16 protein-coding genes are annotated in these 23,485 nt (G+C 41.7%); 5 read left to right on the top strand and 11 right to left on the bottom strand.

Annotated elements, in window-relative coordinates:
* Positions 1–153: 153 nt before the first annotated feature.
* Complete coding sequence (locus RBI_RS11575; protein ID WP_051706882.1) at positions 154–2,358, bottom strand: CRISPR-associated helicase/endonuclease Cas3; 2,205 nt, start codon at positions 2,356–2,358, stop codon at positions 154–156.
* Between the two features lie 263 nt (positions 2,359–2,621).
* Here RBI_RS11575 and RBI_RS11570 point away from each other — a divergent pair, with 263 nt between their 5' ends.
* The 4 genes from RBI_RS11570 to RBI_RS11555 all read left to right on the top strand — a co-directional run bounded on the left by RBI_RS11570 (position 2,622) and on the right by RBI_RS11555 (position 7,992).
* Positions 2,622–3,869 (top strand): CapA family protein, encoded by a 1,248-nt coding sequence (locus RBI_RS11570; RefSeq protein WP_041337291.1) that lies wholly within the window; start codon positions 2,622–2,624, stop codon positions 3,867–3,869.
* A 347-nt stretch (positions 3,870–4,216) separates the two neighbouring features.
* Complete coding sequence (gene yicI, locus RBI_RS11565; protein WP_041337290.1) at positions 4,217–6,559, top strand: alpha-xylosidase; 2,343 nt, start codon at positions 4,217–4,219, stop codon at positions 6,557–6,559.
* A gap of 157 nt (positions 6,560–6,716) precedes the next feature.
* On the top strand, positions 6,717–7,121 hold the full coding sequence (locus tag RBI_RS11560) for a DUF3783 domain-containing protein (RefSeq protein ID WP_041337289.1): 405 nt from the start codon (positions 6,717–6,719) through the stop codon (positions 7,119–7,121).
* Positions 7,111–7,992 carry a DMT family transporter gene (locus tag RBI_RS11555; RefSeq protein WP_041337288.1) on the top strand — a complete coding sequence of 294 codons (882 nt, stop codon included), beginning with the start codon at positions 7,111–7,113 and terminating at the stop codon, positions 7,990–7,992. Before RBI_RS11560 ends, RBI_RS11555 begins: the two co-directional genes overlap by 11 nt.
* A 69-nt stretch (positions 7,993–8,061) precedes the next feature.
* Here RBI_RS11555 and RBI_RS11550 read toward each other — a convergent pair whose 3' ends face one another.
* Both RBI_RS11550 and RBI_RS11545 read right to left on the bottom strand, forming a co-directional pair.
* Positions 8,062–9,132: a type IV pilus twitching motility protein PilT gene (locus RBI_RS11550; protein ID WP_022286804.1), complete on the bottom strand. Its 1,071-nt coding sequence runs from the start codon at positions 9,130–9,132 to the stop codon at positions 8,062–8,064.
* A gap of 27 nt (positions 9,133–9,159) precedes the next feature.
* Complete coding sequence (locus RBI_RS11545) at positions 9,160–10,839, bottom strand: GspE/PulE family protein (RefSeq protein ID WP_041337287.1); 1,680 nt, start codon at positions 10,837–10,839, stop codon at positions 9,160–9,162.
* A 159-nt stretch (positions 10,840–10,998) separates the two neighbouring features.
* Between RBI_RS11545 and RBI_RS11540 the strand changes: the two genes are divergently transcribed.
* Entirely contained in the window at positions 10,999–11,823 is an 825-nt protein-coding gene (locus RBI_RS11540) for a prepilin peptidase (protein WP_041337286.1), read from the top strand.
* Positions 11,824–11,954: 131 nt separating this feature from the next.
* Here the strand turns inward: RBI_RS11540 and RBI_RS11535 are convergent, their stop codons facing one another.
* The 8 genes from RBI_RS11535 to recG form a co-directional block, all read right to left on the bottom strand.
* Positions 11,955–13,802, bottom strand: coding sequence for a prepilin-type N-terminal cleavage/methylation domain-containing protein (locus tag RBI_RS11535; RefSeq protein WP_148303616.1), 1,848 nt, complete (start codon positions 13,800–13,802; stop codon positions 11,955–11,957).
* A gap of 18 nt (positions 13,803–13,820) precedes the next feature.
* Positions 13,821–14,630, bottom strand: a complete 810-nt coding sequence (locus tag RBI_RS11530; protein WP_041337284.1) for a type II secretion system protein — start codon at positions 14,628–14,630, stop codon at positions 13,821–13,823.
* A gap of 17 nt (positions 14,631–14,647) precedes the next feature.
* Positions 14,648–16,852: a hypothetical protein gene (locus tag RBI_RS11525; RefSeq protein ID WP_041337283.1), complete on the bottom strand. Its 2,205-nt coding sequence runs from the start codon at positions 16,850–16,852 to the stop codon at positions 14,648–14,650.
* A 147-nt stretch (positions 16,853–16,999) separates the two neighbouring features.
* Positions 17,000–17,710: a type II secretion system protein GspM gene (gspM, locus tag RBI_RS11520; protein WP_041337282.1), complete on the bottom strand. Its 711-nt coding sequence runs from the start codon at positions 17,708–17,710 to the stop codon at positions 17,000–17,002.
* A 2-nt stretch (positions 17,711–17,712) separates the two neighbouring features.
* A complete protein-coding gene (gene pilM, locus RBI_RS11515; protein ID WP_041337281.1) occupies positions 17,713–19,197 on the bottom strand; it encodes a pilus assembly protein PilM in 1,485 nt (494 codons plus the stop codon).
* Positions 19,198–19,299: 102 nt separating this feature from the next.
* A complete protein-coding gene (locus RBI_RS11510) occupies positions 19,300–20,496 on the bottom strand; it encodes a type II secretion system F family protein (protein WP_022286796.1) in 1,197 nt (398 codons plus the stop codon).
* A gap of 287 nt (positions 20,497–20,783) precedes the next feature.
* Entirely contained in the window at positions 20,784–21,350 is a 567-nt protein-coding gene (locus tag RBI_RS11505; RefSeq protein WP_022286795.1) for a hypothetical protein, read from the bottom strand.
* Positions 21,351–21,437: 87 nt separating this feature from the next.
* On the bottom strand, positions 21,438–23,474 hold the full coding sequence (gene recG, locus RBI_RS11500; RefSeq protein ID WP_041337280.1) for an ATP-dependent DNA helicase RecG: 2,037 nt from the start codon (positions 23,472–23,474) through the stop codon (positions 21,438–21,440).
* Positions 23,475–23,485: the final 11 nt, after the last annotated feature.

Here is a 23,485-nt window from a genome sequence, read left to right as displayed (position 1 = left end):
TTTGTGGTATAAAAAAGTTGACTTTTTAAAATAATGTTTGTATAATATATTTGTCTATGCTTTACGCATATGTGAGTTGAAAAATATTCGTATTCGGTACGATATGGAATGCAGCAAGTGGCAGACTGTCTTGGTGGCAGCCTGCCATTTGTTTTAGATGAAATAATCATGCATTGCGGCTTGGGTGTTCAAACCTGTTTCATTATTATAATAGCTTTGATTTTCAAGAATGAATATGCCTGTGCCGTGATCTTTGAGAACACCCTGAGAATAAAGATCCTTGAAAACATTCATATAGACGGACACTGAATATTTCTGCAATGCTCTTCTTACTGACATATCACCCTTACGCAAGGTTTCAACAAGTTCATGGCAAGTCTGGTCGTTAGGATCGTCGATAACGATAGAGATAGTGTCGGCGGAGATGTATTCAAACTGCATTGCATAGCTTCGAAATGGTATGCTGTATGGTGACATTAAGCCTTGGCGGTCGAATGAGTTGCTTTGTTCGTTATATTTCGCAATAGAGTTTTCAACTATACGACTTTGGTTGAAGTCGAAAATGCCGTCGTAGTATTCTTTAATACAATCATAGGACGTTATGTCTTGGTACTTTTCCAGCAAACCTTTAGTCTTGTTAATTCTCATGGCAAGGTCGCTTCCCTTGCGATATGTTTCGTCAATGTCAAAAACGTACACATAGCCCTTGTCATCTTTACCCTCACGATTACATCTGCCCCCTGCCTGCAAAATGCTGTCTAATCCTGAAAGCTGGCGGAAAACTGTGTTAAAGTCAAGGTCAACGCCTGCTTCTACAAGTGAAGTTGAAACTACTGTGATATGCTCGCCATTTTCAAGCTTATTTCTTACTACTTCTATGACACGGCTTCTGTGGGCTGGGGTCATATTGGCGGAAAGGTGATATTTTTCACCTTGAACAAGGCTATAAAGCTCTGCCGCTGTTTTCTTGGTATTCACAACGATCAGGGCATTTTTACACCGAGAGGCATTTTCTGCAATGGTTTCAAGAGTGGTTTTGCCCATGTCTTTATATTCGCATTTCTTGAAATACTTAAAATTGGTTCGGTCGGTAACAAGCTTATTATAGTTCACATCAGGCAGGAACTTATCAAAAAGCTTAGAATAATCTGGCATTGTGGCGGAGAGAAAAAGGGCTTCGCTGTTAAGATACTTTGTTATATAGCCCACAGCTTTAAGGCAGGGGCGAAGAAGTTCTGTTGGAATAAGGTGTATTTCATCAAAAACTATCACGCTGTCACGGAGATTGTGGAGCTTTCGCAGTGCTGAGCCTTTATAATGGTATATGGATTGGAAAAATTGCACGCTTGTGGTGATTATAAGTGGTGCGTCCCAATTTTCGCAGGTCCTTTTGAGCTTCTCTGCGGTTTTCTTTTCTTCCTCTGTGTCGCCGTCATAGGAATAGTTTGAATGGTGCTGTAGGACAGGGAGAACGTCGCCGAACATTTTTTCAAACTTATTAGCGGTCTGTTCTATTATACTTGTGTAAGGTATGACGTATATGATTCTCTTCTTTCCGCTCTCTAAGGCTAGTTTCAAACTACATAAGGTTTTTCCGCTACCTGTTGGCATATCAAGAATTGAAATATGACTTTTATTGACCGAATTATCAAAAGCTTGTTGCTGGATACGGCTTCTTGCTTGCCTTAACGGGTTATCTGACGGCATATCACTTAATTCTCTGTTCAGTTTATCAAGTGCCTTTTCAAAATCACCGCTCATGCCACGTTCAACATTTTTATTGCAAAATATTTCGGTATCGAGAAAATCTGCGTCTGTCAGGCAAGAGAACACGTACTTGGTGAAAAAGGCGTAACGCTCGATAAGCTCGGTGGGGTCTTTTGTAGAAAGCAGTTCATTACGCAGCGGCGTTCTTTCTTCCTGAGTCAGTGTGGCAAAGTCTATCTCAGTGGTGTATGCACTGTAGTCATTATCGCCCGTGTATTCATTTTCTCTTTTTAAAGTGCCGCTGAGAGTCGGGCTGTCGGAATTGTCTGCGCGTGTGCCGCCGTCCATAAGTCCTGTGTGGTGTCCTGCGATGCAATACTCCATAAGGGGTGCGAAACAATCGTTTTTATCTGCAAGATTTTTATACTCTATCGCTCCGCAGGCAGCGTGGCTGAATTTTACTTTGTCATCATCAAGCCGTTTCTGAAAGTTAATAGCATACTTACCTATATCGTGATAGAGGCTCGCTTTTTTCGCAAGGGGTTTCAAAAGATCTACTGAAAAGTCCTCCGCCAATTTGCTTACGCCTATAAGGTGGGCTTTTACAGTTTGCCTTTCACCATCCTCACGGGTGTGTGCGTAATATTCCATGGTCATTCCTCCTTTTTTAGATAGACAAATCTATCTATATTTTTATTATAGCATACAATTTAATACTTGTGGGGAAAATTTTTGTACACATAAACAAATATTTGTACAAATTATTATATTTTTATTATAATACATTATAATATATAGGTCAACATAAAGCATTCGACATTTTCAAAATTCGACTTGATTATTATTTAAAAATGTGTTAAAATTAAATTATAAGTAAATTTGTATTTTTTTAAAATGTTATGAGAGGAATTTATATGAAGTACAAACTTTTATACAATAAGATCACAGTAGTGGCTCTTTCGGCGATGTTGTCGCTGAGTGCTGTATCATGCGGTAAGCTTGACACGAGCAAGCTTGACGGAAACGCTTTGACCGTGACCGAAACCGAGAGCAAAGCGGAAGTCAAAAAAACTGAGGACAGCTCCAGCAAAAAAGCGGTCGAGGTGAATGAAGAAGAAAAGGAACAGCCAAGCTACACCTGCTCGCTGGTTTGCGTGGGCGACAACCTTATACACGACAACATTTATAATGAAGCGCTAAAGCTTGGCGGTGGTGAAAAATATGATTTCACGCAGGCTTATGAACACGTTACAAAGTACATAGAAGGCACTGATGTGGCTATAATCAATCAGGAAACGCTTGTTACAGACAGCGTTGAACCACAAAGCTATCCTATGTTCGCATCGCCAACTGCTGTGGGCGACAAAATAGTTGACATGGGCTTCAATGTGGTTTCTATGTCAAACAATCATGTTCTCGACCAAGGTGAAGAGGGGCTTATAAGCTCTCTTGATTACTGGGACACAAAGGGCATTGTGCATTACGGTGCTTATCGTTCGCAGGAGGACGCTGACACTATCAAGACCATGGAAGTCAACGGCATAAAATTTGCTTTTCTGGGATACATGGAGCACACCAACGGCAATTATCTCAGCGGTGACGGTGCTCAGGTGATATATCTTGATGACGAGGACAAGATAAAGGCTCAGATAGAAGAGGCTGACAAAATGGCGGACGTTGTTGTGGTTTCATGTCATTACGGCACAGAGATACAGAACGAGCTTAACGAACAGCAGACGGAGATAACACCTAAGCTTGTGGAGTGGGGTGCTGACCTGATAATAGGCACGCAGGCGCACACTATCAGCACTTGCGGATATCTTGACAAGCCTGAGGGCGGACAGGCATTCGTTTACTACGGTTTGGGCAACTTTATTTCCACTATGTATGACACAAAGTCGCTTGTAGGACTTATTGGCAAGCTCAATGTTGTGAAGGACCCTGACACCAATGAGGTGACATTCGAGAACGTTAAGGCGATACCGATAATATCGCACTTTGAGGGTGATTCATACTATGGCGATTGGTACAACTGCACTGTTTATCCTTATGCGGAATACACTGACGAGCTGTTTGCCAAGAATTATGTTGAGGGCTTCACTCGTGAGAGCGTGAAGCAATGCTTGTCTTACATACCTGATGAGTTTCTTAGTATTGAGTAGTCGGGGCAATATGTAGGTGATGGCGCCCTCGACGTCCCGTTTGCAAAGTTGATTAAGAATATGATGTTTCTGCGGACGACTTTTATGCCGTCCGCTTTTTTTGGGTATTGTGTAAAGGTTTACATATATCTTAATAAATTTATATAATGTAAATATCAATTCATGAAATGTTTACACTAAAATATGCTCAATCCATTAAAATACTTGCACATATCACTTTTTTACTATTGCAATTTAGGCAAATATGCTATAAAATATACATAAAGGGGGAGGAACTGACTTCCCGATAAAATTTTCATTTTTTTATATTCTGAAAACTATTTTAAATTTACAGGAGGGTTTATTACATGAAATTTGCTGACGGTTTCTGGCTCAACCAGAGAGGCTACGAAGTAAACTATGCAAATCAGGCTTTCGAGATCGAAGAGATCGAAAACGGATTCCTCGTTGTGGCAACACCTTTCGTTGTATACAACAGAGCTATGATGCTCGGAAGTGCTAACCTTGAGATCGCTTACACTTCAACTCAGGAGAACTGCGTAAAGGTAAGCATCACACACCACAAGGGTCATGTTGACAATGGTCCGCACTTTGTTCTCGAGGACAAGGGCTTCAAACCACAGGTAACTGTTACAGACAAGGAAGCCGTACTTGTTACAGGCGACACAAAGCTCGTTGTTTCTAAGGAGAACTGGAGCTTCACATACTATTATAAGGATAAGAAACTCACAAGTGGTGGCTGGAGATCGACAGGCGTTATTTTTGAGAATGCTTACAAGCAGCAGGCAAGACTTCAGACACAGCTCGACGACACATTCTGGAGCTACCCTGCCGATCCTACAAGAACATACATCAGAGAGCAGTTCGACACTTCTGTTGGCGAATATTTCTACGGTTTCGGCGAAAAGTTCACAACATTCACTAAGAACGGTCAGAACGTTGAGATTTGGAACGCTGACGGCGGCACTTGTTCCGATCAGTCTTACAAGTCTATCCCATTCTATCTTTCTTCAAAGGGCTACGGTGTATTTGTAAACAGCACTGACAAGGTTTCATATGAGGTTTGCTCTGACACTGTTTCTAAGGTATCCATGACAGTTCCAGGTGAGAGCCTTGAATACTATGTATTCGGCGGTGCTAACCTCACTGACGTACTCAAGGGCTACACTGACCTTACAGGCAAGCCTTCACTGCCGCCTGCATTCTCATTTGGTCTGTGGCTCACAACTTCATTTACAACAACATATGATGAGGAGACTATCACATCATTTATCGATGGCATGGCTGAGAGAGATATTCCTCTTCAGGTATTCCACTTTGACTGCTTCTGGATGAAGGGCTTTGAGTGGTGTAACTTTGAGTGGGACAAGTCACAGTTCCCTGACCCACCTGCAATGCTCAAGAGACTTCACGAAAACAAGGGTCTTAAGACTTGCGTATGGATCAACCCATATGTTGGTCAGCGTTCAAAGCTCTTTGACGAGGGTATGAAGAACGGCTACTTCATCAAGAAAACTGACGGCTCTGTATTCCAGTGTGATGAGTGGCAGCCTGGTATGGCTATTGTTGACTTCACTAATCCTGAGGCTTGCAAGTGGTATGCAGGATATCTGAGGAAGCTCTGCGAAATGGGTGTTGACACATTCAAGACTGACTTTGGTGAGAGAATACCTACAAGAGATGTTGTTTACTATGACGGCTCTGACCCTATCAAGATGCACAACTTCTACACATATCTTTATAATGAGTGCGTATTCAATGTACTGAAAGAATATTTTGGAGAGAACAAGGCTTGTCTGTTCGCACGTTCTGCTACAGCAGGCGGTCAGAAGTTCCCTGTTCACTGGGGCGGAGATTGCTCAGGCAACTACAACTCAATGGCTGAGGTTGTAAGAGGCTGTCTGTCACTTTGTATCTCAGGCTTCGGTTACACTTCACATGACATGGCAGGCTTTGAAGCTACTGCTACACCTGACATTTACAAGAGATGGGCTGCGTTCGGTATGTTCTCATCACATTCAAGACTGCATGGTAACCAGTCATACAGAGTGCCATGGCTTTTTGACGAGGAGTCCTGCGACGTTCTGCGCTTCTTCACAAAGCTCAAGGGCAAGCTCATGCCTTATCTGTGGGCTCAGGCAATCAAGACACACGAGGTCGGCGTACCTGTAATGAGAGCAATGGTCATCGACTTTGCTGACGACCCAACTTGCCTGACGCTTGACAGACAGTATATGTTCGGCGACAACATTCTTGTTGCTCCTATCCTTAATGACGAGGGTATCGCTGAATACTATGTTCCAGAGGGCAAGTGGACAGATATTATCACCGGCAAGGTTCTTGAGGGCGGCAAGTGGTACAAGCACAAGTGCTCATACTTTGAGATACCTGCTCTTGCTAAGCCAAACAGCATTATTGCATACGGCAACTTTGAAAGACAGATAGAGTATGATTATCTTGAGGGCACAACATTCACTATCTACGAGCTTGAAGTCGGCAAGAGTGCAGTTTGCCCTATTTATGACACTGAGGCAAACAAGGTATTCGAGCTGACAGCTACAAGACACGGCAACAAGATCGAATGCGAATACACTGACACAAAGGCAAGCTTCAAGATCGCTGTGGCTAACACAGACAAGACTGTTGAAATTGCTCCTAACTTCAGCGGCAAGGTAATTATTGAACTCTAATGACTAAATAAAACTATCGCTCCGAGATATCGGGGCGATTTTTTTGCGTTCACACATAAAATCGGGGCAAAAGAGGGTAAAAATTCTGTATATTTGCTCTTGAAGAAAATATGAGATCGGGGTATAATATAGATAGTACGATTTGAGGAGTAATTTTATGAAATCAAGAATACGAAGTGCTATAACGAAAAAGATAATCGGCATAAATATCAGTTCGCAAAAGCGTGATATCATTGAAGATATTGCTAAAAGCGAAAATGCGGAGGCTGTTTTCTTTGACAATGAGATAATGGGACAGCAGGTGGGATATCTTTGCGGTTTCAAGGGCTTTGTCAGGTCTGAAAAAGAGGGCGAGGACATCACGGACGAGTGCCTTATTTTTTCGGGTATTGACGGCAGGAGCCTTGACCCTATACTGAAAAAGCTCAGGGAAAAAGGAGCTACGGTGAAGTTAAAAGCAATGGTCACATTGCATAATCAAAAGTGGAAGGTGGGCGAGCTTATAAAAGAGCTGAGGCGTGAACACATTTACATGAACGGAGGTGACAGAGATGAAAAGTAAATACAAGGCTATTATTTACATTATTCTGTCGGCTTTTTCGTTTGCATTCATGTTCGCATTTGTGCGGCTTTCGGGAGACTTACCGACGGTTCAAAAGACCTTTTTCAGAAATTTTGTGGCGTTGTTTTTCGCTATCGGAGTGCTAAAGAAAAACCACATACGCTTTCACATTGATGGCAAAAAGAACAATGCGGTCATTTTTGTGAGGGCGCTTGCTGGCACGCTAGGAATGCTTGGAAACTTTTATGCCATAGATCATCTTGTGCTGTCTGACGCTTCCATGCTAAACAAAATGTCACCGTTTTTCGTTATCATATTCTCTTTTATTTTCCTTAAAGAGCGGCTGACTTTCTTTCAGGGCTTCACTGTAATTTGTGCATTTATAGGAAGCTTGTTTATCATCAAGCCGAGTTTTCAGAACGTGAACTTCTTCCCTGCCCTTATCGGTTTTCTAGGAGGAATGGGAGCGGGACTTGCTTACGCTTGCGTAAGATACTTAGGACAGCATGGAGTAAATGGTGCGGTGATAGTTGCATACTTCTCGGGATTTTCCTGCTTGTTCACCCTGCCATTTCTAATATTAGATTTCCACCCTATGACGATTTTCCAAATACTTTGTTTATTGGGAGCTGGCGCAGGTGCGGCAGGCGGGCAGTTCGCTATAACTGCGGCATACACTCACGCTCCTGCAAGGGAGATATCGGTTTATGATTACTCGCAGTTGATTTTTACCACGATTTTGGGATATTTCCTTTTTGGAGATATTCCTGATGGCTGGAGCTTTCTTGGATATTTCATTATCATTGCAATGGCTGTGCTTGTTTTTCTTTACAACAACGTATGGCACAATGACAGCGAGGTCAAGGACTGACAAAAAGGTAAACAAAAAGAGCGTTTTTACTTTCTCGGTAAAAACGCTCTTTATTATTAATATTGTAGTTTAAGCTCCGCCTGCGATAAATCTCTTTAGATCCTGTGGGTTTACGCACTTTTCAAGCGCAACGTCCATGGAGATCGTTCTCGAACGAACGAGCTTTGCAAGCTCCTGATCCATGGTCTGCATTCCTGTTGCTTTACCTGTCTGCATAGCTGAACCGATAAGATGCACCTTATCGTCACGGATCATAGCTTTGATAGAGTCTGTTGCGTTGAGTATCTCACAGCAAGCTACACGGCTTGTGCCGTCGAATGTACGGCAAAGTGTCTGAGTACAGATACCTACGAGAACGGAAGCAAGCTGAGTTCTGATCTGATGCTGCTGGTGAGCAGGGAAAACGTCGATGATACGGTCGATAGTTGACGGTGCGGACGTTGTATGAAGTGTACTCATAACAAGATGTCCTGTTTCAGCGGCGGTAACAGCAGCTTCGATAGTCTCGAAGTCACGCATTTCTCCTACGAGGATAATGTCCGGGTCCTCACGGAGAGCAGCACGGAGAGCAAGTGAGAAGCTCGGTACGTCAGGTCCGATCTCTCTCTGGTTTACCATACATCTCTTATGAGCGTGCATATACTCGATAGGGTCCTCAATAGTGATGATATGAGCTGATTTATGGATATTTACATGGTCGATCATTGCGGCAAGAGTTGTTGACTTACCTGAACCGGTAGGGCCTGTTACAAGCACAAGTCCACGAGGTCTCATTGAGAACTCTGCAAGGATAGGTGGCAGGTCAAGGTCGGTAAGGGTCGGGATATCGTTTCTCAAAAGACGGAGAGCGATGGCCGTGTTTCCTCTCTGACGATACACGTTTACACGGTGACGGAAACCTCTCGAAGATACATATGTAAAGTCGGTATCAATATGGTCTTTGATAGACTGACGCTGCTTATCTGTACACATATCCTCGCATATTTTGAGAATTTCAATCTCGGTCATATCAGGATATGAGGAAAGCTTTCTCAGGTTACCGCCCTGTCTAACTATCGGCGGAATACCTACGGTGAAGTGCAGGTCGGAACAGCCAAGGGCTCTTGCTTCATCAAGAATTTTGTTAATGTCGATTGCCATTAGAATTTACCTCCATATATTTCTTTTTTATACAGCATATGTTACACGGATAAGTTCGTCCATTGAGGTCTTGCCTTGCTGAACAAGCTCTGAAACGTTGTCACGAAGCAGGTGACAGCCCTCTTTCTTTGCAAGCTCCTGAATTTCGTCAGCTTTTGCTCCCCTTGTGATAAGAGCCTGCATAGACGGTGTTGCGAGAAGGATCTCATGGATAGCGGTTCTTCCCTTATATCCTGTGTTATTGCACTTTGGACAGCCACATGGGTCGTACACCTGTACTGAATGGTCAAGACCCATAAGCTCATTTTCTTCCTCAGTTGACATTCTAGGCTTTTTGCACTCAGGGCAAAGCACCTTTGTAAGACGCTGAGCAACGATACCGATAAGTGAGGTTGCGACCATGTATGCCTCAACGCCCATATCCACAAGTCTTGTTACGGTAGAAGCGGCGTCATTGGTATGAAGTGTTGACAGAACAAGGTGTCCTGTAATAGCTGCACGGATAGCGATCTCAGCAGTTTCGGTATCACGCATTTCTCCGACCATTATGATGTCAGGGTCCTGACGGAGGATAGAACGAAGTGCTGCACCGAATGTCATGCCTGCCTTTTCGTTTATCTGGCACTGGTTTACACCCTCTATCTTCTTCTCGACTGGGTCTTCGACAGTGATAACGTTGTTGCTTGGTTTAGATATTTCGCCAAGTGCGGCGTAAAGTGTGGTAGATTTACCTGAACCTGTAGGGCCTGTTACAAGGACAACTCCCTGCGGCACTTTCAGGCACGCCTCAAATCTCTTATAGTTATAATCTGTCATACCCAGGTCGGTTATTTTTCTCAGTGACATATCACCTGTTGCGAGGATACGGAGAACGACTTTTTCGCCGTACACCATTGGAAGGTTAGATACACGGAGGTCAAGAGTTGTGCCGTCAACGACCTGTGACATACGGCCGTCCTGCGGGATACGCTTTTCTGCGATATTCATACCGCTCAAGATCTTGAAACGGGTAACAAGCGAAGTATGAAGTGCGGCTGAAAGAGTCATAAGCTCAATAAGGTCGCCGTTTACACGGATACGGATAACGGTTTTATCCTTGAATGGCTCGATATGTATATCCGTTGCGTCCTGACGCTGGGCGTTCTCGACGATAGCGGTAGCAAGTTTAACGATAGGAGCGTTCTCGATTCTCTCCTCGGAGATATCCTTGAGTTCTTCAAGGTTAAGTTCTTCCTCTTTTTGCTTTGTAGCTTCGTCAACAACGGAGTTAACCTGACCTTCTGAGTACATCTTACCGATTGCACGGTTGATAGATGACTTTGTGGCAAGGACAGGTGTTATGCTACAGCCTGTGATAACACGGAGATCCTCGAAAATATAGAAGTTGATAGGGTCATTAGTTGCAACGGTCATACGCTTTCCTATTTTGCTGACTGCGATGACGTTATACTTTCTTGCAGTTGCCTCCGGTATCTTCTTGACTATATCAGGCATAAGCTCAGTATTATCAAGGTCGATATAAGACACATTCAGTCGCTCGGCGAGAACCTGACAGAACTGAACATCGGTAACGAGCTTCATGTCAATAATGACATCACCAAAAAGTCTTCCCTTTTGCTCCTTCTGTTTGGCAAGGACTTCCTGAAGCTGTTCTTCAGTTATAAGACCTTTCTGTACCAGATACTGACCGATAGGGCCGTTTCTCATATATATTACTCCAATCCTCCGCATTGATTTAGGGATCCGACGCTGCGGAAACGTCTGCTGCGGTGCAAAAACCGCAAAAAAATCATATTATCTATTGTAATCTTCATGAAAGTATGATAAAATTAATATATTAACTAATGAATCCAAAGGAGGATCACTGTGGATAATTTAACCTTATCATACATAATCATTTATGTATTTGTGTTCATCTTCGGAGCGTGCATAGGCAGTTTTCTTAATGTCTGCATATACCGATTGCCGAAAAATGAAAGTCTTATCAAGCGAAATTCTCACTGTATGACCTGCGGTGAGCCGATCAAACGGCGTGACCTGATACCGATAGTAAGCTGGTGCATACTTCGTGGAAAGTGTCGAAGCTGCGGTGCAAAGATATCGGCAAGATACACTATAGTTGAAACGCTGAACGCACTGCTTTACTTATGGGTATTCTACCATTTTAATGGAATTTTCAATCCTCTGCGTGCGGCACTTGTCTGTCTGTTATTCTCTGCTCTTATCGTTGTATTCTTCATGGACTGGGACACTCAGCTTATCAACACATATGTGGTGATATTCATAGGTTTGCTTGGTATTGCAGAATACATCTTCTGCAGAGATCAGACGGGACTTACGCTTAAATCACACTTGATTGGATTTTTCATTGTGAGCGTGCCTTTGCTTATTATTTGTCTTATCACACATGAGAAAGCAATGGGCATGGGAGATGTATATCTCATGGCAGCCGCAGGGCTGTTTCTCGGAATGCAGGGTGCTTTGGTAGCGCTTCTTATCGGACTGATAACAGGCTCGATCGGTGGACTTATCCAGAAGCACCGAAGCGGTGATTCAGTATTTGCATTTGGTCCATATCTCTCCATAGGAATTGCTGTTGCAGCTTTGTACTCAGAGCAGATCGGTTCATGGTACATGGACTTTACTGGCCTTAACGAGATGATGAACGAAGCAATGCTGATAATAAGATAATTGCACAAATTCCGCAGTTTGATACTGCGGAATTTTTTTGCTCAAAAAATCCTCTTAATAGAAGTTTTCTGTTAAGGGGATTTTTTCAGCAATCAGACCCGTGGTGGGGTCTGATCGTGAAAGACTATAAACTACATCTTTACATAATATGTTTTTCCAAGATCACTGGTTGTAAGAGTAACATTAGTAAAGGCATTATCAATATTTTGCCACTCTTTTTCCCAAAGATTTACACGGCAAGGAACGTTATAAGGAATTGTTGCAGTTATAACATAACGAACTTCTCTGCCCTTATACTTAGAAATATCAATATTAGAATTACCAGTAAAGTTGTCTACAATGACTTCATTATCCGTTTCGTTGACTATCTTAGCATTCATATTACAAAAGTATCCATACATATAGGAATAATTATTACCTGCACTACAATCAATTATAATGGTAACTCTATCCGACTGACTGGTAGGCAAAGATGGCTTTTCAACAAATACAGCTTCAAACACTGTATCTCTAGTAATTGTAACACTGGTTATCTCGTCTGATGTACCTTCAACGACCCACTTAGAAAAAACCTTATTAGCGTCTGACGAAACAGGGGTAGCTCCTGGATAATTTGCATACTGTCCATCAGAAACATAAATAGTTGAGGCATTTATTAAAGAACCATTTAATTTAAACTCAACCTTATGCTTGTTCTGTACAACTGGAACGAAAACAACTGAGCTATCTGTAATAGAAACATCAGTAAGACCCTTTGAGTTATCTGATTTGTATACCCACTTAACAAAATCCTGTTTTATAGTATCCATGTCAGTTGGAATTCCCGGGTCATTTGCAAAGTCGCCATCATAGACTTTTGTTGTTGTAAATGTAGAACCGTTGATATTCTCAAACGTTACATTAAATTGGGCTTTCGGTGCAACAGGCGGATAAACACAGGAGAATACCATATCCTTATTTATTGTTATACCTGTTGTAAAATCAGCAACGTTATTCTTGCTGTCTACCCAATAAGGTGTGCCATAGCCTGTTCTTTTTGCCATGGTTGGCGGCGTTTGATAAAGTGTGCCTGCCTTGACCGACTTAGTATCTATCTGTTTACCACGAAGCGTTGGTTCAGGGTCGCTTGCAGAGTAGATAAACTTTACACTGTATGTTTTTGAACTTGAAACTGTTGTCTTATCGTAGAAAATATAAGTATATGTGTTTGAAGCGTCAAGGCTGTAATACTTTTCCTGCTGAGCTGTGCAACCTGCAGGAGCAGTAGTTGCCTGAGGATATTTGTCATAATCAGGAGTTAAAGAGAAATCTTTATAGTCATGAACTTTGTATGAATCGCCTTCATTTATGTTAATATTTGTAAGATTTACTGCTGCGTCCTTTTTATACTTTGTTTTCGTAAAAGTATAGCTTCCGTTCTCATATGTTGGCTGATAGGCTGTAAGAGAAACGTCGAGAGTACGCATTTTCTCAATATTGCTGATACTTGCACTGATATCAAACTTATAATTGTCGTAAAAATCAACACCTCTTGCAACAGCAGAATTATTAAAATTTAAGCCCTCTGTATTTACCTTACCTACATTGAGGATACAGCCTTTTGCACCCATTCTCTTTGCGGCTGTATCCGTGTCGCTGCCTGAATAGTTTTTCAGACTATAGCCACGAAGATTATTATTGTCAATAACGATACAGTTTGAATAGGTCACACCGCTTGCACCGATAGTACCAGAGTTTGAAACATCAGGCACACCAATATAATCTTTAAGCACAAGAACATTGGTCGAATATCTAAGCTCATCATCAAGATAGTCTATAAGACCTGAACCTATGATATTGCTTTCCATTGTTGCATCAGCGTCATGATAAACGTTATTTGCAGGTTTGATCATATTAAGGATAGCTCCGAGGATCACGCCGAAAATCGTTACCACAACGATAAGCTCAACAAGGGTAAAACCCTTGCGGTTTTTATTCATTTTCAAGATCCTCCCTCCTTATGGTGTTGATTGTGCAGCGTCATAGTCGGCCTGGTTTTTGTAATCAGAACCACCCATATAATGGATAACTACATAACCTGTAGCTTTACCTGACGCATCTTTTTCAAGATAATGGTCAAAGGTCGCATCTGTGATCTTAAATGCAGCTGCATCGGCTGTTGGAGCGCTGCTGTAAAGATCAGATGACTGTGAGAAGCCGAAATAATCGCTTCCTGTTACGCCTGAAAGCACAACGCCAAACTGCTGATTTCCACCGTCACCGATAGGGATAAGAAGTGAATTTCCTGATGAGTTATTATTTACATCAAAGAACTTTCCGCCTGTAAGCTCAGGAGTAAGAGCATAGAAATTCATATCTGCCCCTGAATTGTTATAAAACTTTACCCAGTAAACGCTCTTTTCAGGATTAGGCGTAATGTTTATGTCCTTACCCTGAAGAAATTTGAGCTGATAGCCTGCGTCTTCATCAATATTATTAAGCTTTGCTTTAAAGCCATAGGCTGTAGTATTGAACTTTATGCCGCTTCCAAAGTCTGCCTCAAGGGCAAACTCATTTGTAGTTTTGCCGCTTGAAGAGAACTTGTTTACCTTCAACTCGTTCATATTGACGGTCTTGTTATCATTATACTGCTCGGCATTTACTGCCTGAGTATACATTTCATTGTTGCGGTAGTAGTTTTCAAGATTCTGTTTTTTAGCCGCAACAGCAACTGTAACAAGCATAGCTGACATACCTGACAAAAGTGCCATTGCTATGATGACCTCTACAAGAGTCATACCCTTTTTATTTTTGCTGTTCTTTTTCATGAGTATACTCCTTTCAATTAATAGTGATCATATCTGTCAAGAGTATATCCGAATGCTGAATCGTCCTTACCGCCCTTCGCATTCTGCATTACAGAAGTAGTTGAAGGCTTAGTGTATACATAGAACGCTGTATTGGCATTACCAAAGCTGTTTGCGATAACTACACCGACTGCACAGCACTGAACGGTCATTTTTCCGCCTGCTGAGTCTGTAACATTAAGTCCACTAAGACCACTTGTTGCTATATTAACCATTGCTTCTGGTGAGTAGAATGAACCCTGGAAGAAACTGTTGTTTGTGGCGCTAAGCGTTGTATTCTCAGCAAATAAGAAAATGATACTGCTGTTTGATGGTCTGTAAGAACCTGCAACGTCCACTGATGTTGGATTAAGGATGAAGCTGCTCTGTGGAGCACCAGGATTACCCTTAGTATTTTTTAGTGTATCAGAGTTATACATACGAACATAAGTGTCATAATCAAATATTTTCAAGCCACTAAAGTTATAGTTACATGCGCTTGAACCCGAATGCTTGGACTTGCCTGTTACTGAGTCGATACCATTAAGTGTAATAGCACTGCCTGAGTCTGAAACAAAATAGCAGTTGTATTTTCTGTCACCTGTAGTTGTATCAATTATAGTTGAACGATTTCTGACAACTATAGTTGGAGACCAGCTTGAATCAAGACTAAGACCATTTTGAAGTCTTATAACAATATCGCCTGAAGAATCAGAAACATCAACGAGGATCCTTGAACCATTGCCATAATCATTGAACGAAAGATCAGATGCCCATGTACAGCTTGATGTTATTCTCAATTTGTAGCGGCTTGTAACTGGAGTCTTAGCTCCTGTTCCTGTAAGGTCTATTGGCTCAGTAAGCGTGTAGTCAACATTATTCCAATAGCTTGGATCGCTTGCAAAGGTATTGAAAGTTTTAGTGTTTTTGCCATTATAGAAAGCCTGATATTGTTCAGAGATCGTTGTCACATTAGTATCATTGCTCATGAAGAAATCTTCCGGATAATATACATAGGCATCAGCAGATACTGGTATCTGTGGCTTTGCGTCACGACCTGCTTTGCTAAGAACAGCTCCTTCATGAATATTTGAAGCCTGGCAGACGATCTTATCTTTACCCGTGATAGTGCCGGTAACATAAACAGAGCCTGTTACCTTAAGTGACTTTGTGACATTAAGATCACCCTCGACATAGAGAGAGCCATTGATCGTCTGACCATTTGCACCAAATGTTGCATCGCCATTATAAGCACCTGCGCCCTTATAAACGTAGAAGTTACCATACTGTGTATAGTCATTTCCGCCAATGTTAGCTTCACAACAGAACAAATCGACATCAAAACCTAAAGAACCAACGTCCATATGGTTTGAAGTGGAGAGCTTCTGACCGATATTAACATAGTTATATCCGTCTGCTCTTGCCATTGTGGAGTTGATGTGGAATTCATTTGAAACATCAAGGTTTTCAGAAATTGTAACAGTTGAACCCTGCTTTTCGTCTACAAGACTAGGCTTGAGCATGATAAGAGGCTGTGTTGAAACCTCAAAAGAACCATACATAAGATAAGAACCATAGATACTCGTATTGTTTGTAAATCTATAGACCTTACCAGTGGTATTATTGATACCAGCCATGTCACCGATAACGTTAAGGTTATCATAACCTGCGCCGCCGTTACCAACAAGCTCGATAGTATTTGTATAGTCGGCAGGCTTTGGATCTGTGCGAATAGAGATATGTGCTGCTACCTGTTCTGTCTTTCCAAGGTAAGTAGTTTCACAAGTAACAACGATGTATTTGGCACTTGTGCCCTCTTGTGCTACAGTTATCTTGGTAGTACCGATATTATCACTTTTACCGTCTACGCCGTTATAGCTTACGTTAGTGGTAGTACCCTTACCGCTGTTGGCGCTTGCAAGCTTTTTAAGGTTTTCGATAGCCTTTTTCTGCTGAGCCTTTGCCGTAGGGTCATTGGTTGGAGCAGTATCAGTTTTTATCTGATTAATAAAGCTTTCAAGAGTAGATGAAGCTGTCAGATAAGCCTGTTTGCTCTTATAGTTATCATTTGTTTTTGTCCTGTTTACCGAAACAAAAGAAACAGTTGCAGTCAAAAGTATTGACAGCATGAGCATGACAGCAACCGCTGTGAAAAGCACGACTCCGGGTTTGTTTCTTTGTTTCCTCTTCGGAGTATTCTTCATATTAACCACCTTTCTTAGTTTTATTATCACTTATGCTATACTTTTTTCATTTTACACAGGTTGATTACTTATATAAAATTTTTAATCATTATATAGCACTAATTGGCAGGATAAGAAATATTCCTTATCCTACCAAATAGTTTTCTCTTAGCTGGCAGAAGGATCAGCAAGCTTCTTCAAAACGTACATATTGAGTGTCATTGTACCGGAGATCTCGCTTTCGTTGACATTCTCAATGTTAACATTCTGGATAACCATGCTCTTTTCGTTGTTTGTCGTCAAGTTGTCAGCAAAATTCTTGAAACCTGAAAGCGAGCTTTTGAACTGAATGTCAAGGCTATAGTAACCTATTGTCTGTGCAGCTGTTTCATTGGTATCAGCTGCATTTTCATCTGTGTTTGCGTCTGCAGCTGATGAATCAATTGTGCTTGCATTATTGTATTCATCTACCTTAGTGTCAAAATCAGTAGCTGTTGCTGTTGACTCATAAGCAAAAGGCGAAAGAACTGTGCTGCCGTATGATGAAATAGTCATATTGGAGTTTTTGATTTTTACATCATCAACATTAAAAAGCTCACGAACCTTATCAGTAGCCTTGTATGCTACTTGATAATCATAGAAGTTAGCTGCGACCTGTGAGGTGCTTGTATAAAGTGTCTGAATCTCAGCGGCAAGGTTCTTATCCTTGTCTACCTGATCTTCAAGCTCGCTGAGCTGAACCTTTGCTGATTCCAGATCACTGCTTGCCTGACTACACTCATCAATGGCAGGCTTAATAAAAAGCATAAAACCTGCAACAATTATAAGCAGTACGAATACTACTATCAAAATCATTTTATCACGATAATTCAACTTCATAATTATTCACCCTCGCCCTCTTCTTTAAGATAAAGTGTCAGCGAATCAAGCGTTACGCCTGAGCTGCCGTCTTCACCGATCGAATATCCGTTGTATCCTACATCTTCCTGGAAGAGTCCTGTACCCACAAGGGCATCGATTGCTGTTTTTACATCTGACTGATCATCAAGCTCAACCTTAGTAAGTGTTACTGTACCAGCTTCAAGGTTATATGTAAAGCCTTCATACTTGAAAGAGCCAAGAGCTTCCTTGATATCGTCAAACATCTCACTTGACACGACCGGAAGTGTTTCAAGAGCTGCATTTGCTGATGTAACATAGTTTGAATAATCCTGCATGATCTTCATCTTATTGTGAAGTATCTGGTTCTGGGCGATCTTCTCATTGCAAACAGCTATCTTATCATTAGTCTTGTCTATATCTTTCTCGATAGAACTCTTCCTGAGATTAATAACAAGTGTTGCACCTGCGATAAGCACTGCGGCTGCCGCAGCGAAGATACCGCCTGTCATGAGCAGCGAACCCATTCCGCTGTTGCCGCCCTTACCTGTGGACTGATCGACTTCGAGGAGGTTGATCTTCTCTGTAGCCTTGTTTCTCTTATAGAGAGCACCGATAGCATTAGCGAATACTGTAAACTCGAAGTTCTCGAAACCTGTGATCTGAGCAGGCACACCGAGAACGGAAGCCTTTATATCAAGACCGTCAAGAGCGTCAACGAGTTTGATGTAGTCCTCGATAAAGCCATAGAGAATAACATTTTCAAGTCCTGAACCTCCTCTTGCCTTATTGAACTGCTCCATTCTGAAGATGTTCTCATTAAGAGCTTCAGTGATATAATCGTCAGAATCATAATCTTCTTCTGAGATAGGAACGTATCTGGCGAATGCCATCTGTCCATTCTCAAAAAGTGTAAGACCAAGGAAGTTCTTATCGATCTGGCAAACCAACAGTGGCATTTTCTCCATGTTGGACTTGTCAGCAAGAACGATTCTTGCGATAGAGTTACATCCGATGTTAACAGATCTGAGGTTCATGCCCATAATGTTATAAAGCTTTCTGTAGCTTTCAACTATCGTACTAGGGCAAGCTGTTGCAAGTACCTTCACTGCACCAGGATTATCCTCACCTGCTTCACCTACTACTGTATATGAGATAGAATACTCATCTGTGATACCCATTTCCTGGCTCATATGGTTCTGTACCATAAGCAGGAACTCATTACCCTTTGCCTTTGGAACTACAAGCTCCTTGAATACGATATTGCTCGATGAAAAAGTAACGATAGCGTCCTTATCCATCATGTCCTCAGCCTTGATCTGAGTGAGCAGTAACTCAGACAGACCTGAAAGGTTGATGACCTCACCATTAAGGATCATATCCTCAGGAACGTCTACCTGCAAAGATCTCTCGATCCTTATCTTGTTAGAGGAGTTATCACCTTTAACAATGTTGATTTGTCTATCAGAAATATCAAATGATAGCATTTATTCCTTCACCTCTTAAATTATTTTTCAAAACAAATATCTTCCCTCTCCGTTTTAAAGGAGAGGAGATATTTAAAATTAACGAACATAAAATGCAGACCCTTAGTTTTCCAGACCTGACAATGAACCGTAGAGCAGTGGGAAGATACCCGCAAGGCAAAGACCGATCGCAACACCCATGAATACGATGAGCAATGGTTCCATAAGTCCTACAAGTCTTGTAACGGCTGCGTCTGCTTCTTCCTCATAGTAGTCAGCAGTTTTCTCAAGGATCTCATCGAGAGCACCTGATTCCTCACCGACATAGATGATGGAAGTAAACATTCCTTCAAATATCTCTGTTTTTGCAAGTGACGCTGAAAGCGGTGCGCCCTGCTTAACTTCATCAACTACCTGAATGAACATCTTATCAACATAAGCATTTCCAAGTATTCTTGACGAACGTTCAAGACACTCTACCATTGGGATACCGCTTGAATAAAGTGATGAAAGAGTTCTTGCGAAACGACCCTCGTAGATCTTTACCATAAGCTTTCCGGCGGCAGGCATCTTTATCTTTATGTAGTCAAATTTAAGTCTGACTGACGGTACTTTCAAGGCGTATATCCAACCGAATATCAAAGCAACGACCACGATAAGAATGATATACCATTTTGCCTTGAAAAAGTCACTGAATGAGAAGAGAGCCTTAGAAAGTGCAGGCATCTGATCCTCTGGCATAAGACCTGCAAATATAGGCATGATGAACGTAAACATACCGATTACCATGACGATACAAAGAACGCCAAGTATGATAGGATAAGTCATCGCACTCTTTACCTTATTGTTCAGCTTGTTTGAGTTTGCATAGTAATCGCTCAGACGCTGCATTGTCATATCGAGCGTACCTGAGGTCTCACCTGCGTCTACCATTGAGATGAAAAAGTCCGGAAAGCTTCCTCTTCTTGTATCGAGGGCCTCGGTAAAGCTCTGACCTTTCTGAACATCGTCATAAACGCTTCTCCAAACATCCTTTGCACCCTTATTCTCCTCTTCCTTATAGAGAATGTCGAGCGCTTTAACAATGGTAAGACCCGATGTCATCATTGCCGCAAGCTGACGGCAGCAGAAAGCAAGTTCCTTAGTATTGAACTTGTGCACAGATTGTTTGCCTGCACCGCCCAATGCTTCTGTATAACTTATACAGAAAAGACCTTGTTCGTGGATCTTGTCCAGTACTTCCTGTGCATCCTCAGCCTCATAGATACCCTTTATGGTTTTTCCCGAGGTATCCTTAGCAACATAGGAAAATTTCTTCATAATATGTAGATACACCTCCACTTATTTATACATTTTGTGCATTCATAACAAAAAACTTTAAAAATACACAAAACGCATTTTTATAATTATAACATTATTTTCATCTTTTCGCAAGTGATTGAGTGCTTTTTAAGCGTTAATTTATTTACAAAATAATCTTCACAAATTTATCGAATTTGTACAAATAGAATAATTAAACTAACATTTTAAATAGTATTTAACATTTAAAGCGAGTTCATACAGATTTCTGATAGTAAATACTCTAATTTATGTTCAAATAATACAATTTATACTTTATTATCTGTCTTGCCCGCACTAAAAGATTTCATACTTTTGAGAATGACAGGATGCTTATGAACATACACTTTATAGGCTATCAGATAGAAACAATAGGCCGCTGCAAGAAGAAGTCCTATGCCGAGGATCACGCTTACAAGGTAGTTCATGCCCACGCCTTCATTCAGCCATATACACGGATAATAAAGCACCTTATAGAAGATATCTCCCTTGCCCTCCTGACTGAATGAATCCCTGAATATTGCAGGAATAAAATACACTAGAAGCATAAGAAGATACACTATTGTAATATTGACCCAGCTCCAATTTTCATATGCGGCATGGCGTTTTCCGTCGTCATAAAAAAGTCTTAAGAAAAATATAAGCATGACCGCAAAGCCTATAAATGAGTCTACATTACTATTTGTCATAAAGCTTTTGAAAGCAGATGTGCTTGACGGAAAGACCGTAACCAGAGCCGGTATCAGCACAATGCCTGCAAAGGCTGAAAACAGCGTAAGAACGATCATTATCCCAATTCTCGACAGAATGTACTTTAAAAATTTTATTGCCTCCATAATTACCTCCGCTTTATTCTTTTACTTATAAAGTCTTTATGCTTTACATCTCATATTACACGATAAAGTTTTCAAACTTTACATCTTTCAATTATCTGACATAGTTTTATCAAAGAGTTTATCCACAAGCTCTCTTAGATACATATTTTCTGTACGCTCAAGTTTAGGGTCTGCGTTTCTGATAAGCTGTGCGGCTTCCTGTGCTTTTCTTAGTATATCCATATCCTGTGACATATCCGCTATCTTCAATGCAGGAAGGCCATGCTGTCTGCTTCCGAAAAAGTCACCGGGACCTCTGAGTTTAAGATCTTCCTCAGATATCTTAAAGCCGTCGTTAGTCTTGCCCAAAATTTTAAGCCTTTTCACGCTTTCCTCATTCACGTTGTCTGTAATGAGGATACAACTTGATTTATATTTACCTCTTCCCACACGACCACGAAGCTGGTGAAGCTGGGAAAGACCAAATCTGTCGGCATTTTCTATTACCATTATTGCCGCATTAGGCACGTCAACTCCTACCTCCACAACTGTTGTGGAAACGAGCAGGTCTATTTTATGCTCCTTGAAGTCGTTCATGACCTGTTCTTTCTGAGCACCGCTCATTCTGCCGTGAAGAAGTCCCACAGTGTAATCTTTAAACGTACCCTGAGAAAGCTTTTTAGCATAGGTCTTAACGTCCTGCAAGTCCATGTCACTTTCATCTATCATCGGACAGACTATATAACCTTGTCTGCCCTCGTCAAGATATTTTTTCACATAGTTAAAAGCACGCTCGCGAAGCTTTCCTGTAACGGCATATGTTTCAACGGGCTGTCTGCCCTTAGGAAGCTCTTTCAGTACAGAAATATCAAGGTCGCCGTATATCATAAGGGCAAGAGTTCTAGGGATAGGCGTGGCTGACATAACAAGCTTATGGGGATTTTCACCCTTTGAAGCAAGTGCCGCACGCTGTCCAACGCCAAAGCGGTGCTGCTCGTCTGTTATGACAAGGGCAAGCTTTTTGAACTTCGTTGTCTGCTGAACAAGAGCGTGTGTTCCCACTGCAACGGCGTATTCACCGTTTTCAAGCCCCTCTTTCACAAGCTTTTTCTGTTTTGCGGTCATAGAGCCTGTGAGCAGTGCCACCTTTACGCCAAGCGGTTCAAGGAAGCCTTTCAAGGTTTCATAATGCTGTTCTGCAAGTATCTCAGTAGGCGCCATTAGTGCGCTCTGACAGCCATTTTCATACACAAAATATGCCGCTCCTGCCGCAACTGCGGTCTTACCCGAGCCAACGTCGCCCTGAACGAGTCTGTTCATAGGCTGTTCTTTCTGCATATCTCTGATACAATCCTCTATAGCGGTTTGCTGGCTGTTTGTAAGGATAAAAGGCAGAGCGTTATAAAAACTGTCCATATCCTGCGTTTTCAGCACAAAGCCGCTTTTTTCACGGCTTCGGCTTTTCATAAGCTGCATACCAAGCTGCAAAACAAGAAGCTCGTCAAAGACAAGGCGATTTTTCGCAAGCTCGCAGGTGTGCATATCTTTTGGAAAATGTATATTCTCCAAAGCATATTCAAGAGAACAGAAATTATACCTTTGCATTATGCTTTTTGGCAGCGGCTCATAGATATTCTTATTAAAAACATTCAGGGCGAGCCTTACTGTTTTTCTGAGCATTTGCTGACTAAGACCCTCTGTGAGGTGATAGACAGGCTGGACTTTATCTTCAGTATCGGCAGAAAGTATCACAGGAGAATTTATCTCTTTTCGCACAAGGTTTCCTGTTATCCTGCCGCAGAGGTAATACTCTTTATCCACTTCAAGCTGTTTATACATATACTCGCTGTTATAGATAACTATTACAAGGTCGGTGACATCATCGGTAAAAATGACTTTGTACACTGACAGACCCTTTCTGATACGGGCTTCAGGGAGCTTTTTAACTACTCTGCCCTTTACTATGCAAGGCTCGTTAGTTGGTGCGTCGGCTATGGGAACAGGCGAGGTATAGTCAATATAACTTCTTGGATAATGACAAAGCAGGTCATATACTGTCTTTACGCCTAATTTCTCATAACATTCGGCACGTTTTTCCCCAACGCCTTTTAGATACTCTATTGGTTTCTCAAGATCTTTTAACAAACCCTCACCAC

The sequence above is a fragment of the Ruminococcus bicirculans (ex Wegman et al. 2014) genome (genome assembly GCF_000723465.1).
In the GTDB taxonomy this organism is placed as follows: Bacteria; Bacillota; Clostridia; order Oscillospirales; family Ruminococcaceae; genus Hominimerdicola; species Hominimerdicola aceti.
The sequence above is the reverse complement of the archived record's forward strand: the minus strand, read 5'-3'. Positions and strand labels throughout refer to the sequence as shown.

Coding starts and splice junctions, on each gene's coding strand:
- RBI_RS11525 (WP_041337283.1), bottom strand. CDS start 16,852: ATGAAGAATACTCCGAAGAGGAAACAAAGAAACAAACCCGGAGTCGTG.
- RBI_RS11555 (WP_041337288.1), top strand. CDS start 7,111: ATGAAAAGTAAATACAAGGCTATTATTTACATTATTCTGTCGGCTTTT.
- RBI_RS11510 (WP_022286796.1), bottom strand. CDS start 20,496: ATGAAGAAATTTTCCTATGTTGCTAAGGATACCTCGGGAAAAACCATA.
- RBI_RS11570 (WP_041337291.1), top strand. CDS start 2,622: ATGAAGTACAAACTTTTATACAATAAGATCACAGTAGTGGCTCTTTCG.
- gspM (WP_041337282.1), bottom strand. CDS start 17,710: ATGAAGTTGAATTATCGTGATAAAATGATTTTGATAGTAGTATTCGTA.
- RBI_RS11575 (WP_051706882.1), bottom strand. CDS start 2,358: ATGGAATATTACGCACACACCCGTGAGGATGGTGAAAGGCAAACTGTA.
- pilM (WP_041337281.1), bottom strand. CDS start 19,197: ATGCTATCATTTGATATTTCTGATAGACAAATCAACATTGTTAAAGGT.
- yicI (WP_041337290.1), top strand. CDS start 4,217: ATGAAATTTGCTGACGGTTTCTGGCTCAACCAGAGAGGCTACGAAGTA.
- RBI_RS11530 (WP_041337284.1), bottom strand. CDS start 14,630: ATGAAAAAGAACAGCAAAAATAAAAAGGGTATGACTCTTGTAGAGGTC.
- RBI_RS11550 (WP_022286804.1), bottom strand. CDS start 9,132: ATGGCAATCGACATTAACAAAATTCTTGATGAAGCAAGAGCCCTTGGC.
- RBI_RS11535 (WP_148303616.1), bottom strand. CDS start 13,802: ATGAATAAAAACCGCAAGGGTTTTACCCTTGTTGAGCTTATCGTTGTG.
- RBI_RS11545 (WP_041337287.1), bottom strand. CDS start 10,839: ATGAGAAACGGCCCTATCGGTCAGTATCTGGTACAGAAAGGTCTTATA.
- RBI_RS11560 (WP_041337289.1), top strand. CDS start 6,717: ATGAAATCAAGAATACGAAGTGCTATAACGAAAAAGATAATCGGCATA.
- RBI_RS11505 (WP_022286795.1), bottom strand. CDS start 21,350: ATGGAGGCAATAAAATTTTTAAAGTACATTCTGTCGAGAATTGGGATA.